Source organism: Leucobacter sp. NPDC077196, assembly GCF_040687075.1.
Classification (GTDB): domain Bacteria; phylum Actinomycetota; class Actinomycetes; order Actinomycetales; family Microbacteriaceae; genus Leucobacter.
The window spans coordinates 44,557-57,454 of record NZ_JBFBML010000016.1 but is presented as its reverse complement, the minus strand read 5'-3'; the positions used below and the strand labels follow the sequence as shown (position 1 = coordinate 57,454).

The window sequence follows — 12,898 nt, the reverse complement described above, 5'->3', positions numbered from 1 at the left end:
CGGAGCGAAGCGCGGGGTGGAGCGCTACTCAAGCGGCACGCATCGCGTGGCGCTGTAGCGCTCGGTGCCGCCCATGGCGGCAGCCCACGGAGCGAAGCGCGGGGTGGAGCGCTACTCAAGCGGCACGCATCGCGTGGCGCTGTAGCGCTCGGTGCCGCCCATGGCGGCAGCCCACGGAGCGAGGCGCGGGGTGGAGCGCTACTCAAGCGGCACGCATCGCGTGGCGCTGTAGCGCTCGGTGCCGCCCATGGCGGCAGCCCACGGAGCGAAGCGCGGGGTGGAGCGCGGCATCAAGCCGGAAGCGGGGCGCCCGCCTGCTGCGCATACAGCGCGATCGCGCGCCGCGCGTCGGCGACCGTGATGCTGCCGCCGCCCCTGATGTGCAAGCCGTAGGCGTCTTCGAGGGCCACGAGGTTCATCGCGACGTCGTCGAGCGGGCCGGTGAGCGAGAAGTCGCCCACTTCCACACCCTCGGCGAGGATTTCGCGGTACAGCGCGAGCTGCTCCCGGTAGAGCCGTTGCACGAGCTCATCGTGCAACGGTGATTTGCCGCCGAGCACGTCGAATTCGTACAGCAGGCTCATCAGAGCGTCGTCGGGCCCGGTCGGCAGACCTGCCGTGATGGCGACCGCGAGCTTGGCCGGTGCCCCGACCTCGCGCGCGACGAGGGCCGCACGCTCGGCTCCCACGCGCTCCATGCCTGCGGCGTGCGCCTCGACGAGGATCGCGTCGAGGTCGTCGTAGTAGTACAGCAGCGCGCCGCGGGTCACGCCGGCCTGGTTCGCGACATCGGTGAGCGAGAGGCTGCGGAGCCCGTGCTGCGCAGCGGCTGCAAGTGCAGCGTCGACGACTTCCTTGCGGCGCTGCTGCTGGGTGCTCGGTCGGGCCATGCCTGCCAGTATGCCAGCCGAGACACGGGTGGGCGCGGCCCGGGCCCGCCCGATCCTCGCGCGTCGCCCGAGGCGGGTCAGTTGCGGAGCGTGTTGCGGGGATCGGGGGAGCGACACCCTCCGAAAGTGACCCGGCTGACTGTACGGGTGGCTGAACACCATTATTTGACAAGTGAGTAAATTAATTTACTCTTGAGTAAAAGAACTCGGCGGATCGCCGTCGAGCCGAGCGCGCAGGAGCTGACATGGCCGTCGACACCCTCTACACCGGAGGCAGGATTCGCACCTTCGATCCCGCCCAACCCTGGGCCGAGGCGCTCGGCGTCACCGGAGATCGCATCTCGTACGTCGGATCGGCCGCCGACGCGCCCGCCGCCCGCCGCACCGTGCAACTCGAAGGACGCCTGCTCACCCCGGGCGTCGCCGACACCCACAACCACTTGCTGCTCGGCTTCGACGACCTCGCGGTCAGCCTCGACCAGGTGCAGAGCCTCGACGTCGTGCGCGCCCGCATCGCCGAATTCGCCGAGACGCACCCCGAGCTCGACTGGATCTGCGCCGAGAACGCCCTGTACTCCGTGGTCGAGGGCCGCCGCCCCCGGGCCGACGACCTCACCGGCGTCACCGACCGCCCGGTCTTCATCACGACCTACGATCAGCACTCCGTGTGGCTGAACCGGCCCGCGCTCGCGAAGCTGGGCATCCTGAACGGCGGCGACATCGCGTGGGGCAACCCCGAGTTCGACGCCGCGACGGGCGAGCCGACCGGGTGGGTCACCGACTTTTACACGAGCGCGATGACCATCGATGGTCTGGCCGAGCTGCAGCGCGACATTCCGATGTACTCGCCCGACCGGCGCTACCGCAAGATCACGAACAGCCTGGAGATGGCTGCGCGATCCGGCATCACCTCGGTGGTCGAGCCGCAGGTGCCGCTCGCAGAACTCGACCTCTTCGCCCGCGCCGAACGCGAGGGCAGGCTCACGAGCCGCACCACCGCTGCGATCTACCACCCGGTCGGCGCCGACGGCGACTTCCGTGCGCGCATCACAGAGGCAATCCGCGAGACGCCGCAGCACGCGCGCTTCACCCTCGGCCCCGTGAAGCTCTACGCCGACGACGTGATCGAACCGCACACCGCCGCGATGCTCGCGGACTACGCCAACCGCCCGGGCCACCGGGGGCACCCGAGCCTCGAGCCGACGGAGTTCACGAAGCTCTTCGTCGAACTCGATCGGCTCGGCTACCAGGTGCACACGCACGCCACCGGCGACTGGGGGATCCGGCTGACGCTCGATTCGATCGAGGCCGCCCAGCGTGCGAACGGCCGACCCGGCGCACCGCGCGACACCAGACACGGAATCGTGCACGTCGAATGCTTGGCCCCCGAAGACCTGCCGCGATTCGCCGACCTCGGCGTCGTCGCCGCCATGCAGCCGCGGCATGCGTCACCCGACCTGGTGGCCGGCACCTGGATGGAGAACATCGGCGAGGCCCGCTGGGATCGCGCGTGGCGCTTCAAGTCCATGCTTGATTCCGGCGCGCGCGTCACGTTCTCGAGCGACTGGCAGGTGGGCGAGATGGATCCCCTGATCGGTCTGTACAGCGCTATGACCCGCGCCCGCCTCGACGGAAGCGATGCGTGGACCCTCGGGGAGCGGCTCGATCTCGACCGCGCACTGCGCGCGTACACGCTGGGCGGCGCGGAGGCCTTCCACCGCGAGCACGAGGTCGGCGCACTCCGCGTCGGAGCGCTCGCCGACGTGGTCGTCTGGTCGGGCGATCTCTACGCTATGGAGCCCGCCGAACTGCTCGAGCAGCGGGCCGACCTGACCGTGGTCGGCGGTACTGCGATCCACGATGCGCGCGGTGAGCTCGGCGGTACCGCCGCCGCTGCTCGTGCGCAGGATCCGGCAGGCGCCGGGCAGGTCTGCGCCGAGCCCGCCGCGGCGGCGAGCACTCACTCCCACACGCACTAACCCAGCACAGCGACTTCCACCACGCCAAAGATCAGCACACCGAATAAAGGACCCCAGATGTCAACGATGCCATCCCACTCGGCAGTCGCCGTCGGCGACGAACGTCTCGCCCACGAGGTCGCAGGTGAAAGCGGCTCCCTCAAGCGCACCCTGAAGCTGCGCCACCTGGTCTTCATCGGCCTGGCGTACATGGCGCCGCTCGCGGTCTTCGACATGTTCGGAATCGTGGCCGATGTCACGAGCGGCCACGTCCCGCTCGCCTACCTGGTCGTGATGATCGCGGTGCTCTTCACCGCCTTCAGCTACTCGCGGATGGTGCGCTTCTTCCCGATCGCGGGATCCGCCTACACCTACGCCAAAGAGGCCATCAACGCGCACCTCGGCTTCCTCGTGGGATGGGTCGCGACGCTCGACTACCTGTTGCTGCCGATGATCAACGCCATCCTCTCAGCGATCTACATGACCGCCGTGATTCCGGATGTGCCCTTCTGGGTGTGGGTGCTGCTCACCGTGGCAATCTGCACCGTGCTCAACCTCGTCGGGGTGAAGCTCGCGGCGAGCATGAACGTGATCCTCGTCAGCATTCAGCTCGTCGTGGCTGTCGTCTTCGTCGTGCTCACGGTCATCAACATCGTGAACGGTGCGAACGGCGCGGAGTTCACCGCGCGGCCCTTCATCTCCAGCGACGTGCAGGGCGCCGCGATCGCTGCGGGGGCGGCGATCCTCGCCCTGTCGTTCCTCGGCTTCGATGCGGTCTCGACCCTCGCGGAGGAGGCGGAGAGGCCCGAGCGCGACATTCCCCGCGCCATCTTCATCATCATCGCCGTCGCGGGTGCGTTCTTCCTCACCGTCACCTACGTGATGCAGACGCTGTTTCCCGACGTGACGCAGCTCGCCGACATCGTGGGGGCGTCGCCCGAGATCGCGAAGTACATCGGCGGGGCCGCCTTCCAAGCGATCTTCGTCGGCGGCTACATGATGGCCGTGCTCGGCTGCGGCATCACGCAGCAGATGAGTGCCGCCCGCCTGCTCTACGCGATGGGCCGCGACGGAGCACTGCCCCGCCGGCTTTTCGGCACCGTGAACCCGCGCACCGGCGTGCCCGTGGTCAACGTGCTGATCGTCGCACTGGTCGCGCTCACCGCGCTGTTCGTCGACCTCGATCAGGCCGCGTCGATGATCAACTTCGGCGCCTTCATCGCGTTCACGTTCGTGAACCTCTCCGTGATCTTCGTGTTCTTCCGCTTCCTGAAGCGGCGCACGGCCGGAGCCTGGGTCACGTTCGTCGCGGTTCCCGCCGTCGGCGTCGCGATCAACGTGTGGCTGTGGCTGAGCCTCGACCCGATCTCGATGATCATCGGAGGCATCTGGCTGGCGCTCGGCGTCGTCTACCTGCTCGTGCAGACCCGCGGACTACGTGCCCCGGCACCCGACCTCACCGGTCCGATCAACATCTCGATGTACGAGTAAGGGCGGGGTCGCTTGCGCGACCCCGCCCTGCACCTCGTGAACTCAACTCAGCGTTGATCAGCCCGCGTAGGTGTCGACCGCGACGATCTTCACGGCGATCTCCTTGCCGGTCGGGGCCGAGTAACTGACCTCGTCTCCGACCTTGCGGCCGAGAATCGCGGCGCCCAGGGGGCTCTCGGCGCTGTACACGTCGAGGTCGGAGCCGTTGGCGAGCTCGCGATTGCCGAGCAGGAAGCGCTCTTCGTCACCGAAGATGGTTGCGGTCACCACGGTGCCGATCTCGACCACGCCGCTCGCCTGGGGGGCCTCGCCTACGACGACGTGCTTGAGGAGCTCCTCGAGGTCGCGGATGCGGGCCTCCATCTTGCCCTGCTCGTCCTTCGCGGCGTGGTAGCCGCCGTTCTCCTTGAGGTCCCCCTCCTCGCGCGCCGCCTCGATGCGCGCTGCGATCTCCTTGCGGCCCGCCACGGAGAGCTGCTCCAACTCACCGTTGAGCCGGTCGAAAGCTTCCTGGGTCAGCCAGGTCTGGGTGGGCTCGGCCATGGACGATCCTCGTTTCAGGTTTATGTGCGCAAATGCGCCCGGGTACACAGAGCGCCCTGAACCATGCAGGGCGCAAACTCCAGGATATCAGGGGCCGGTCGTCAGCGTCAGATCGGCGCCCGGGGGTTGACGCGAGACCGGCGAGGTCGGGCGGATCGCGGATCGCGGATCTCGGATCGCGGATCGAGAGGATCGCGCGGCGTCAGTCGTTCGCCGGCTCCTCGATGACCCAGCAGCTGCGCACTGAGGCCGCGGTCGCGGGGTTCGTCACGACGACCCGCGCCGTGACGGTGTGCGACTGCTGATCCGTCACCGGCAGCTCGACGACCTTCCACCCCACGGTCGCCTTCGACGTGTTCAACGCCTCGACGGCGCACGCCACGGGGGTGTTCGGCTCGGTGGTCACCTGAAACTTCATATCGAGGCTCGTGTCGCCGTTCTTCGTGTACCCGATGTCTTGGAAGGACACGCGGTTCGTCTGCTGCCAGCCGCTGAAGACGAGAAACGCGATGCCGCCGGCGACGAGCAGCGCAGCGGCGATCCAGGCGAAGCGGCGGTCGAAGCTGGCCCGACGCCGGGTGCCGTAGCGATCCTCGAGAGACTGCGCGGCCGTGGCGGGAGCGGAGGGTGCGTCGGCCTCTGGCACGGCAAGCTCCGATCTGCGCTGGGTAAACTAGATTCCTGTTGCCAGAGTACCGGGAAGCTCCCGGGAAGCATGTGAGAGGACCCTCATGACGCTCAGGTTGATCGCGGTGCATGCGCACCCCGACGATGAGTCCAGCAAGGGTGCCGCCACCTACGCGCACTACGTGGATGCCGGTGCCGAAGTGCTGATCGTGAGCTGCACCGGGGGAGAGCGGGGCGACCTGCTGAACGAGCTCGTCGCACGCGATCCGAAGAGCCGGCGCGACCTGCCCGGCCTGCGCCGCGACGAGATGGCGCGAGCGCGCGAGATCATCGGGTTCGAGCACCGCTGGCTCGGGTATCAGGACTCGGGTCTGCCCGACGAGGGCGAAATCGTGCCAGAGACCTCGTTCGCGGGCATCCCCGCCGATGTCTCGGCCGAGGCGCTCGTGCGCATCGTGCGCGAGTTCCGCCCCCACGTCATGATCACGTACAACGAGCAGGGCGGCTACCCGCACCCCGACCACATTCGCTGCCACGACATCAGCCGCATCGCCTGGGAGCTGTCGGGCGACCCCGACGCGTACCCGGAGGCTGGCGAGCCGTGGGAGATGTCGAAGCTCTACTACGAAGAGATCTTCAACGCGAAGCGCGTCGAGACGATCTACCAGTGGCTCACCGACAACGACCCGTCGTCGCCCATGATCGAGCAGTTCACCGAGATTCGCGAGTGGATGATGCGCCGCCCCTACGTCGGCACCGCGAGCGTCGACGTGGGGCGCTTCTTCGAGCGTCGCGACGAAGCCCTGCGCGCCCACGCGAGCCAGGTGCCGCCAGACAGCACGTTCTTCTTCTGGCCCAACGAACTGCAGCGCCAGGCTTGGCCGTTTGAGGATTACCGCCTCGCCGCCTCCCGGGTCGCCACGAGCGAGTTCGAAGCCGACCTGTTCCAGGGAATTGAGGAGGGCTCATGAGCCTGTTGACCACCGCGGTGCGCATCGCCGAGGAGACCGAGTTTGATCCCGATACCGTGAGTCCGGGCGTCGCCGGATTCATCGCGTTCGCAGCGCTCGGCATCGGCATTATCGCGCTCGGCTTCAACATGGTGAGGCGCCTGCGTCGCAATAGCTACCGGGCCGAGGTGCGCGAGCAGATCGAGCAGGAGCTCGCTGAGCAGAACGGAACAGTCGGCACGGCGGTCGAGGATCCGCAGGCGTCTTCTCGCTCCGCCGCCGCCCCGGATGCAGCTCCGAGCTCCGAACCCGGTGCCGGCCCGCTCGCCGAGCCGGGCGCCGAGCCGGGCGCCGAGCCGCGGAGCTGACCGGGTGACGGGCGGTGGGGCGCCGGGCCCCGACGAGCAGAGCGCCGACTTCGACTTCGGCGACGACGAGCGCTGGCCCGGCGAAGCGTGGGGCGCGCCGCCGCCCGATGAGATGCGTGCGCGCGTGGGCGACAGCCGTGGGGCCACCGCGGCGTCCCGTGTCGTCGAGAACGCGCCGGGGCCGCACGTGGGCGGCGACCCGCGCCAGGTGCTCGCCGAGGTGTTCGGCTACGACGCCTTCCGCGGCGAGCAAGAGGACATCATCCAGCAGGTGGTCGGCGGCGGCGACGCCGTCGTGCTCATGCCCACTGGCGGCGGCAAGTCGATCTGCTACCAAATCCCGTCGCTCGTGCGCGAGGGCACCGGCATCGTGCTGTCGCCACTCGTGGCGCTGATGCACGATCAGGTCGCCGCGCTGCAGCTCGTCGGTGTGCGCGCGGCCGCGCTCAACGCCGCGATGTCGATCGAGGATCGCCGCGCCGTCGAGCAGGCGTATCGAGACGGGCAGCTCGACGTGCTGTACCTCGCACCCGAGCGGCTCTCCGCCCCCGGTACGGTCGAGCTGCTCGCTCAGGGGCGCATCGCGCTCTTCGCGATCGACGAGGCCCATTGCGTCTCCCAGTGGGGGCACGACTTCAGGCCCGACTACCTGCGGCTCGGAGCGCTCGCCGAGCGCTGGCCGGATGTGCCGCGCATCGCGCTGACCGCCACGGCGACACCCGAGACGCACCAGGAGATCACCGAGCGCCTGCACCTGCAGCGGGCCAGGCACTTCGTGTCGAGCTTCGACCGACCGAACATTCGCTACCGTATCGAGTCGAAGCAGAGCGCTCGGGCGCAGCTCATCAACTTCGTGCGCGGGGAGCACGCCGGCGAAGCGGGCATCGTGTACGCCCTCAGCCGCAAGCGCGTCGAGCAGACCGCGGCTGCGCTGCGCGACGCGGGAGTCGACGCCGTCGCCTACCACGCAGGGCTCCCGGCGCACGTGAGACTCGATGCGCAGACGCGCTTTCTCCGGGAGGACGGCGTCGTCGTCGTCGCGACCATCGCGTTCGGCATGGGCATCGACAAGCCAGACGTGCGCTTCGTCGCGCACATCGACCTGCCGAAATCCGTGGAGGGCTACTACCAGGAGACGGGCCGCGCCGGTCGCGACGGTCTCCCGTCAGACACCTGGCTCGCGTACGGGCTCCAAGACGTGGTGCAGCAGCGGCAGATGATCGAGTCGGGCGACGGCGATCAGGCGACGCGGGCGAGTCAGACGCGGCACCTCAACGCGATGCTCGCGCTCTGCGAGGGCGTGCAGTGCCGTCGCGTCTTCCTGCTGCGGTACTTCGGCGAGGACCGCGCGGAACCGTGCGGCAACTGCGACGTCTGCCTGACCCCGCCGAAGCTCTGGGATGCGACGATCCCGTCGCAGATGCTGCTGTCGACCGTCATTCGCACGCAGAAGGAGCGCAATCGCACGTACGCCGCCGGTCAGCACATCGATGTCTTGCGCGGTGTCACATCGGAGCGCGCAACGCAGATGCGGCTCGACGAGCTCTCGACCTGGGGCATCGGCACCGAATGGTCGGTCGCGCAGTGGCGCGGTGTCGTGCGCCACCTGCTCGCAGCCGGCTTGCTCGAAGCGCAGGGCGAGTGGGGTGTGCTCGCTCCGACCGAAGCGGCGAAGCCGGTGCTGCGCGGCGAAGAAGCGGTGATGATGCGCGAGGAGGTCGTCACCCGCGCCTCCTCCGGCGGCCGTGGGCGCGCCTCCCGGAGCGGCGGCGGCGAGAAGCGCTCGGCAGCCGCGGCCGACCTGACGCCGGATCAGGCCGAGATCTTCGAACGCCTCCGCGCCTGGCGGGCCGGCGAAGCGCGCACCCAGGGGGTGCCGGGATACGTCGTATTCGGCGACGCCACCCTCGCCGCCCTGGCCGTGCACGAGCCGAAGACCGACGAAGAACTGCTCGCGATCTCCGGCATCGGGCAGGTCAAGCTCGAGCGGTACGGGGCTGCCGTGCTCGAGACGCTCGGGGCTGGGCCCACGCACTGAGGGTCTGGGCACACGCACTGAGAGTCTGTTCCCAGGGTGTCGCTGTGAGCCCGAGTTCGGTGGTGAGACGACCGGGCACGAGTTCGCTCGGCGATTCCCACAAGTAGCGCTGGTGGAACATCTCTCGCATCATCGGTGAGCCGAGACCCGCGATCGCGAGGAGGGCGGGAGGGATGCGCAGCACCCGGCCCGGCGGGAGCCCGAGCGCCGTCGCGGCGTCGCCCGCCATCTCTCGTTGCGAACGAGCCGGAGGCGTCGGGGTGATGAGCCGGGTGTCACTCGGCGCCGCCAGCGGCACCGAAGCGATCATGGCGCGGCCGAGATCGGGGATCGTGGTGACCGCGTGCGGTGCGTCGGGATCGCCGAGCAGCCACGCGGTGCGCCCGGCGGCCACCGGGGAGAAGATCATGCCCAGCACGACCGAGGTCTGCGCCGCGGCGGTCGGACCGATGAGATCCGAGGCGATCACCGACGCCGTGCGGGCCGGATGCGCGGCGCGGGCCTCGAGCAGCGCTGCGCGCACCTGGCCGAGGGGTGATGCGGGCGCGAGGGGAGAGTGCTCGCCGACCGACCGTGCCCCGCGACCGTAGGCGTACACCGACTCGGGAAAGACCACGGGAATGTCGAGCTCGGCGGCCACGTCCATCACCGCCTGCTCGCGGTGCGGTAACTCCCGTCGCCAGGCCGGGGCGGAGTACGCCGCGTGGATGCAGTGGAAGATCGCGTCGGCTCCGAGCGCGGCGGCGCGCAGGTCGTCGCGATCGCCCGCGTCGCCGGCGCGCACGTGCGCACCTGCGACCGGAGCGCTGTTTCGGCGCAGCACGATGACGGTGTGGCCCGCCTCGGAGAGATCGAGTGCCAGCTGCCGGCCGATCTGACCGGCTCCGGTGATGAGATAGCGCATGGTGCATCCATTCTGTGATCAGTGCTCACTAAGTTGTCCGGCTTCACTGTATTTCGCTCTGTGGGAAAAATCAAGAGCACTGATCTCTGAATTGCGCGGGGCCGTCGGGGATGACACACTGAACGCATGGAACGCCCGAGACGAACGCACGCGGAGGCCCGCGCGCAGATGCGTGCGGGGATCCTGCGCCTGGGCAGAGCCCAGCTCGCCGAGGTCGGCGCAGCGGGACTCTCCGTGCGCGAGATCGCACGGGGATTGGGCGTCGCCTCATCAGCGATCTACCGGCACGTGGCCAATCGCGATGCGCTGCTCACGCTGCTCGTGGTCGATGCCTATACCGAACTGGCAGAGGCGGTGGCGGCACGGGTCTCCGCGAACGAGGCGCCCGCGCGGCGGTTGCGGCAGCTCGCCTGCGGCATGCGGGAGTGGGCGGTCGCGCATCCCGAGTCATGGGCGTTGCTCTACGGCTCGCCCGTGCCCGGGTACCAGGCGCCGGCCGCGCAGACGACTCCGGTCGGCACCCGGGTGATGGTGCAGTTCCTGGGAGTGCTGGCGGCGGGGAACGCCGCAGTACGCCATTCCGAGCGTCCTCCGGTCAGTGCGGGGCTCGCCGCCGAGCTCAGCGGGGGGATCGAGGAGCTGAGCAGGGACGCCGATCAAGACCTCGCGGCCGAGGCGGCCAGCGCACCCCCGTTTGCCGCGGACGCGCTCGAATCCTGGACGGCGCTGATCGGCATCATCAGCGCCGAGATCTTCGGTCAGCTGGGCAGCGACCTCGCGGCCTACGGAGAAGAGTTGCTCCAGCGTTGGACCATGACGACGGCGCACCGGTTCGGATTGCGGTGACGGGCGCGGGCGCTGGTCTCGTCTGCGCGGCGTGGCACACTGAAGCGCATGGACTGCACCTTCGCTGAGAGCGCCGCCGACCCGCAGTTCGCCGGGCGCGCGATCGTCGTGATGGGCGTGTCCGGCGCCGGCAAGAGCACCGTTGCAGCCGCGCTCGCCGCCGCGCGCGGCGGCCCCTGCATCGACGCCGACGACCTCCACTCGGAGAAGGCGATCGACCGGATGCGGAGCGGCACGCCGCTGACCGATGCGGATCGCTGGCCCTGGCTCGACCGCGTCGGGGCGAGCATCACGCGTGCGGCGGGCGAGGGCCATGCGGTGACCGTGGCCTGCTCGGCCCTGCGACGCACCTATCGGGATCGACTGCGCGCGGCGACGGCGGTGCCGCTGTGGTTCGTGCAGCTCGACGTGTCTCGTGCCGCGTTGCTCGCGCGCCTGCACCTGCGCGTCGGCCATTTCATGCCGGCCGCGCTGCTCGATTCGCAGCTCGACACCCTCGAACCGCTCGCCCCGGATGAGCCGGGAACCGCCATCGACGCGGCGCTGCCGGTGAATCAGATCGTCGCCAGTGTCACAGCGCGCTTACTGCGGGAGTGACGGCAGGGTCGCACGGCCCGAGCGGCCCGAGCGGCCCTGGCGCCTCTTTCGTGCCCTACCGCAGGTAGAACGGGTCGAGCGCGAGCAGCAGCGCCGCAGTCCAGTGGCACAGGAACGCCACCACGGTCAGCGCGTGGAAGATCTCGTGGAACCCGAACACGCCGGGGATCGGGTTCGGCCGCTTCGTGCCGTAGATGATCGACCCCAGCGTGTAGAGCAAGCCGCCCACCACCACGAGCACCATCGCCGCGAAGTTCGCGTTCGCGATGTCGACGATGTACATCATCGCGGCCCAGCCCAGCAGCACGTACAGGGGCACGTACAGCCATCGCGGGGCACCGATCCAGAACACGCGGAACCCGATGCCGAGCAGCGCTCCCACCCAGACGAGCACGAGCAGCAGCACGCCCTTGTCGAGCGGCAGCGCGAGCAGCGCGATCGGGGTGTAGGTTCCGGCGATCAGCACGAAGATGTTCGCGTGGTCGAGGCGCCGGAACACCTGTCGCGTGCTCGGCTTCCAGTTGAAGCGGTGATAGAGCGCTGAGACGCCGAAGAGCAGCATGCTCGAGAGCATGTAGACGACCGAGGCCCATTTCGCCACCGGTCCCTGCGCGAGGCTGATCAGCACGATGCCGGCCGCGATTGTCACGGGGAAGGTGCCGGCGTGAATCCAACCGCGCCACGACGGCTTCTCGTCGCCGGGGGTGCCGGGGGCGCCGGGCTGATCCTGCGAGTGATCGATGGCGTCTTCGAGGAGCGGGATCGAGAGCCGATCGGGTTCGGGGAGCGGCCGTTCGGCTTCGAAAGGGCTCTGCGACGTCATGCCTTCGAGTGTATGGCGCGCAGACAGCACGCCGCGACGGACATGCGCCAAGCCGAGCCGGTACACTCGGAACGTGAGTGCCCAGCCGTCGAATCCGCGGGCCGGTTTGCTCTACCGGCTGTACCAGCGACGCCTGCGACGCGAGATCGACCCGCGGCAGGTGCCCCGCCACATCGCCGTGATCGTCGACGGCAACCGCCGCTGGGCGAAACAGCGTCTGCAGGAGCGCGCCGCCTTCGGGCATCGCGCCGGCGCCCGCAAGATCCCCGAGTTTCTCGGCTGGTGCGAAGAGGTCGGCGTCGGCACTGTCACCTTGTATCTGCTCTCGGCCGACAATCTGGGCGCGCGGGATCGCCAGGAGCTCGATGACCTCTTCGGCATCATCGCAGAACTCGCCGAACTCCTCGCAGAGCACCCCGGATGGCGGGTGAAGCACGTCGGCACCTGCGACGGACTGTCGCCCGAGCTGACCGATGCGCTGCGAGCAGCCGAGCAGTCGACGGAGGATCGCGAGGGCCTGCACATCAATCTCGCCGTCGGCTACGGCGGTCGAAGCGAGATCACCGCGGCGATGCACAGCGTCATCGCTGAGCACCAGGAGGCCGGCGGCACCATCGACACGCTCGCCGAGCGGCTCACGCCCGAGCTCATCGGCGAGCACCTGTGGACCCGGGGGCAGGCGGATCCCGATCTGGTGATTCGCACCTCGGGTGAGCAGCGGCTCTCCGACTTCATGATCTGGCAGTCGGCGCACTCCGAGTTCTACTTCGTCGAGGCGCTGTACCCCGATCTGCGCGAGGTCGACCTGCTGCGCGCGCTGCGCGATTACTCGTCTCGGCAGCGACGGTTGGGAGGATGACCGA

General features: G+C 69.1%; 13 protein-coding genes. 8 read left to right on the top strand and 5 right to left on the bottom strand.

The genetic code is table 11. The annotated features are described in order from the left end of the window. Window positions 1-290: 290 nt before the first annotated feature. The gene (locus AB0O71_RS13280; RefSeq protein WP_363746061.1) at window positions 291-890 is read right to left on the bottom strand and encodes a TetR family transcriptional regulator; all 600 of its coding nucleotides are present in this window, start codon (window positions 888-890) and stop codon (window positions 291-293) included. A 245-nt stretch (window positions 891-1,135) separates the two neighbouring features. Here AB0O71_RS13280 and AB0O71_RS13275 point away from each other — a divergent pair, with 245 nt between their 5' ends. Together AB0O71_RS13275 and AB0O71_RS13270 are read left to right on the top strand one after the other, a co-directional pair. Beyond that, window positions 1,136-2,869, top strand: coding sequence for an amidohydrolase (locus tag AB0O71_RS13275; protein ID WP_363746059.1), 1,734 nt, complete (start codon window positions 1,136-1,138; stop codon window positions 2,867-2,869). A gap of 57 nt (window positions 2,870-2,926) precedes the next feature. Continuing rightward, complete coding sequence (locus AB0O71_RS13270) at window positions 2,927-4,339, top strand: APC family permease (RefSeq protein WP_363746057.1); 1,413 nt, start codon at window positions 2,927-2,929, stop codon at window positions 4,337-4,339. A 57-nt stretch (window positions 4,340-4,396) separates the two neighbouring features. Here AB0O71_RS13270 and greA read toward each other — a convergent pair whose 3' ends face one another. Further along, complete coding sequence (greA, locus tag AB0O71_RS13265) at window positions 4,397-4,882, bottom strand: transcription elongation factor GreA (RefSeq protein WP_363746055.1); 486 nt, start codon at window positions 4,880-4,882, stop codon at window positions 4,397-4,399. Between the two features lie 202 nt (window positions 4,883-5,084). After that, window positions 5,085-5,528, bottom strand: a complete 444-nt coding sequence (locus tag AB0O71_RS13260) for a DUF4307 domain-containing protein (RefSeq protein WP_363746053.1) — start codon at window positions 5,526-5,528, stop codon at window positions 5,085-5,087. 85 nt (window positions 5,529-5,613) lie between these two features. On the opposite strand from AB0O71_RS13260, the gene mca reads away from it, so the two are divergent. From mca to recQ, 3 genes are read left to right on the top strand one after another with little or no spacing between them, the layout of a single operon-like run. Further along, window positions 5,614-6,480, top strand: coding sequence for a mycothiol conjugate amidase Mca (gene mca / locus AB0O71_RS13255; protein ID WP_363746051.1), 867 nt, complete (start codon window positions 5,614-5,616; stop codon window positions 6,478-6,480). Beyond that, the gene (locus AB0O71_RS13250) at window positions 6,477-6,827 is read left to right on the top strand and encodes a hypothetical protein (RefSeq protein ID WP_363746049.1); all 351 of its coding nucleotides are present in this window, start codon (window positions 6,477-6,479) and stop codon (window positions 6,825-6,827) included. Before mca ends, AB0O71_RS13250 begins: the two co-directional genes overlap by 4 nt. A 4-nt stretch (window positions 6,828-6,831) precedes the next feature. Continuing rightward, window positions 6,832-8,865, top strand: coding sequence for a DNA helicase RecQ (recQ, locus tag AB0O71_RS13245; RefSeq protein WP_363746047.1), 2,034 nt, complete (start codon window positions 6,832-6,834; stop codon window positions 8,863-8,865). Here the strand turns inward: recQ and AB0O71_RS13240 are convergent. Next, window positions 8,804-9,769: an NAD-dependent epimerase/dehydratase family protein gene (locus AB0O71_RS13240; RefSeq protein WP_363746045.1), complete on the bottom strand. Its 966-nt coding sequence runs from the start codon at window positions 9,767-9,769 to the stop codon at window positions 8,804-8,806. The two genes, recQ and AB0O71_RS13240, sit on opposite strands and share 62 nt — an antisense overlap. Before the next feature lie 126 nt (window positions 9,770-9,895). Here AB0O71_RS13240 and AB0O71_RS13235 point away from each other — a divergent pair, with 126 nt between their 5' ends. Then, complete coding sequence (locus tag AB0O71_RS13235) at window positions 9,896-10,615, top strand: TetR/AcrR family transcriptional regulator (protein ID WP_363746043.1); 720 nt, start codon at window positions 9,896-9,898, stop codon at window positions 10,613-10,615. Window positions 10,616-10,663: 48 nt separating this feature from the next. Next, on the top strand, window positions 10,664-11,212 hold the full coding sequence (locus AB0O71_RS13230; RefSeq protein WP_363746041.1) for a gluconokinase: 549 nt from the start codon (window positions 10,664-10,666) through the stop codon (window positions 11,210-11,212). A gap of 55 nt (window positions 11,213-11,267) precedes the next feature. On the opposite strand, the gene AB0O71_RS13225 is transcribed toward AB0O71_RS13230, so the two are convergent. Then, the gene (locus AB0O71_RS13225) at window positions 11,268-12,035 is read right to left on the bottom strand and encodes a hemolysin III family protein (protein WP_363746039.1); all 768 of its coding nucleotides are present in this window, start codon (window positions 12,033-12,035) and stop codon (window positions 11,268-11,270) included. A gap of 73 nt (window positions 12,036-12,108) precedes the next feature. Here AB0O71_RS13225 and AB0O71_RS13220 point away from each other — a divergent pair, with 73 nt between their 5' ends. After that, window positions 12,109-12,894: an isoprenyl transferase gene (locus AB0O71_RS13220; RefSeq protein ID WP_363746037.1), complete on the top strand. Its 786-nt coding sequence runs from the start codon at window positions 12,109-12,111 to the stop codon at window positions 12,892-12,894. Window positions 12,895-12,898 lie beyond the last annotated feature (4 nt).

Excerpts from the sequence above, each read along its gene's own strand:
- greA (WP_363746055.1), bottom strand. The coding sequence starts at position 4,882 with ATGGCCGAGCCCACCCAGACCTGGCTGACCCAGGAAGCTTTCGACCGG.
- AB0O71_RS13225 (WP_363746039.1), bottom strand. The coding sequence starts at position 12,035 with ATGACGTCGCAGAGCCCTTTCGAAGCCGAACGGCCGCTCCCCGAACCC.
- AB0O71_RS13250 (WP_363746049.1), top strand. The coding sequence starts at position 6,477 with ATGAGCCTGTTGACCACCGCGGTGCGCATCGCCGAGGAGACCGAGTTT.
- mca (WP_363746051.1), top strand. The coding sequence starts at position 5,614 with ATGACGCTCAGGTTGATCGCGGTGCATGCGCACCCCGACGATGAGTCC.
- AB0O71_RS13280 (WP_363746061.1), bottom strand. The coding sequence starts at position 890 with ATGGCCCGACCGAGCACCCAGCAGCAGCGCCGCAAGGAAGTCGTCGAC.
- AB0O71_RS13240 (WP_363746045.1), bottom strand. The coding sequence starts at position 9,769 with ATGCGCTATCTCATCACCGGAGCCGGTCAGATCGGCCGGCAGCTGGCA.
- AB0O71_RS13235 (WP_363746043.1), top strand. The coding sequence starts at position 9,896 with ATGGAACGCCCGAGACGAACGCACGCGGAGGCCCGCGCGCAGATGCGT.
- AB0O71_RS13230 (WP_363746041.1), top strand. The coding sequence starts at position 10,664 with ATGGACTGCACCTTCGCTGAGAGCGCCGCCGACCCGCAGTTCGCCGGG.
- AB0O71_RS13270 (WP_363746057.1), top strand. The coding sequence starts at position 2,927 with ATGTCAACGATGCCATCCCACTCGGCAGTCGCCGTCGGCGACGAACGT.
- AB0O71_RS13275 (WP_363746059.1), top strand. The coding sequence starts at position 1,136 with ATGGCCGTCGACACCCTCTACACCGGAGGCAGGATTCGCACCTTCGAT.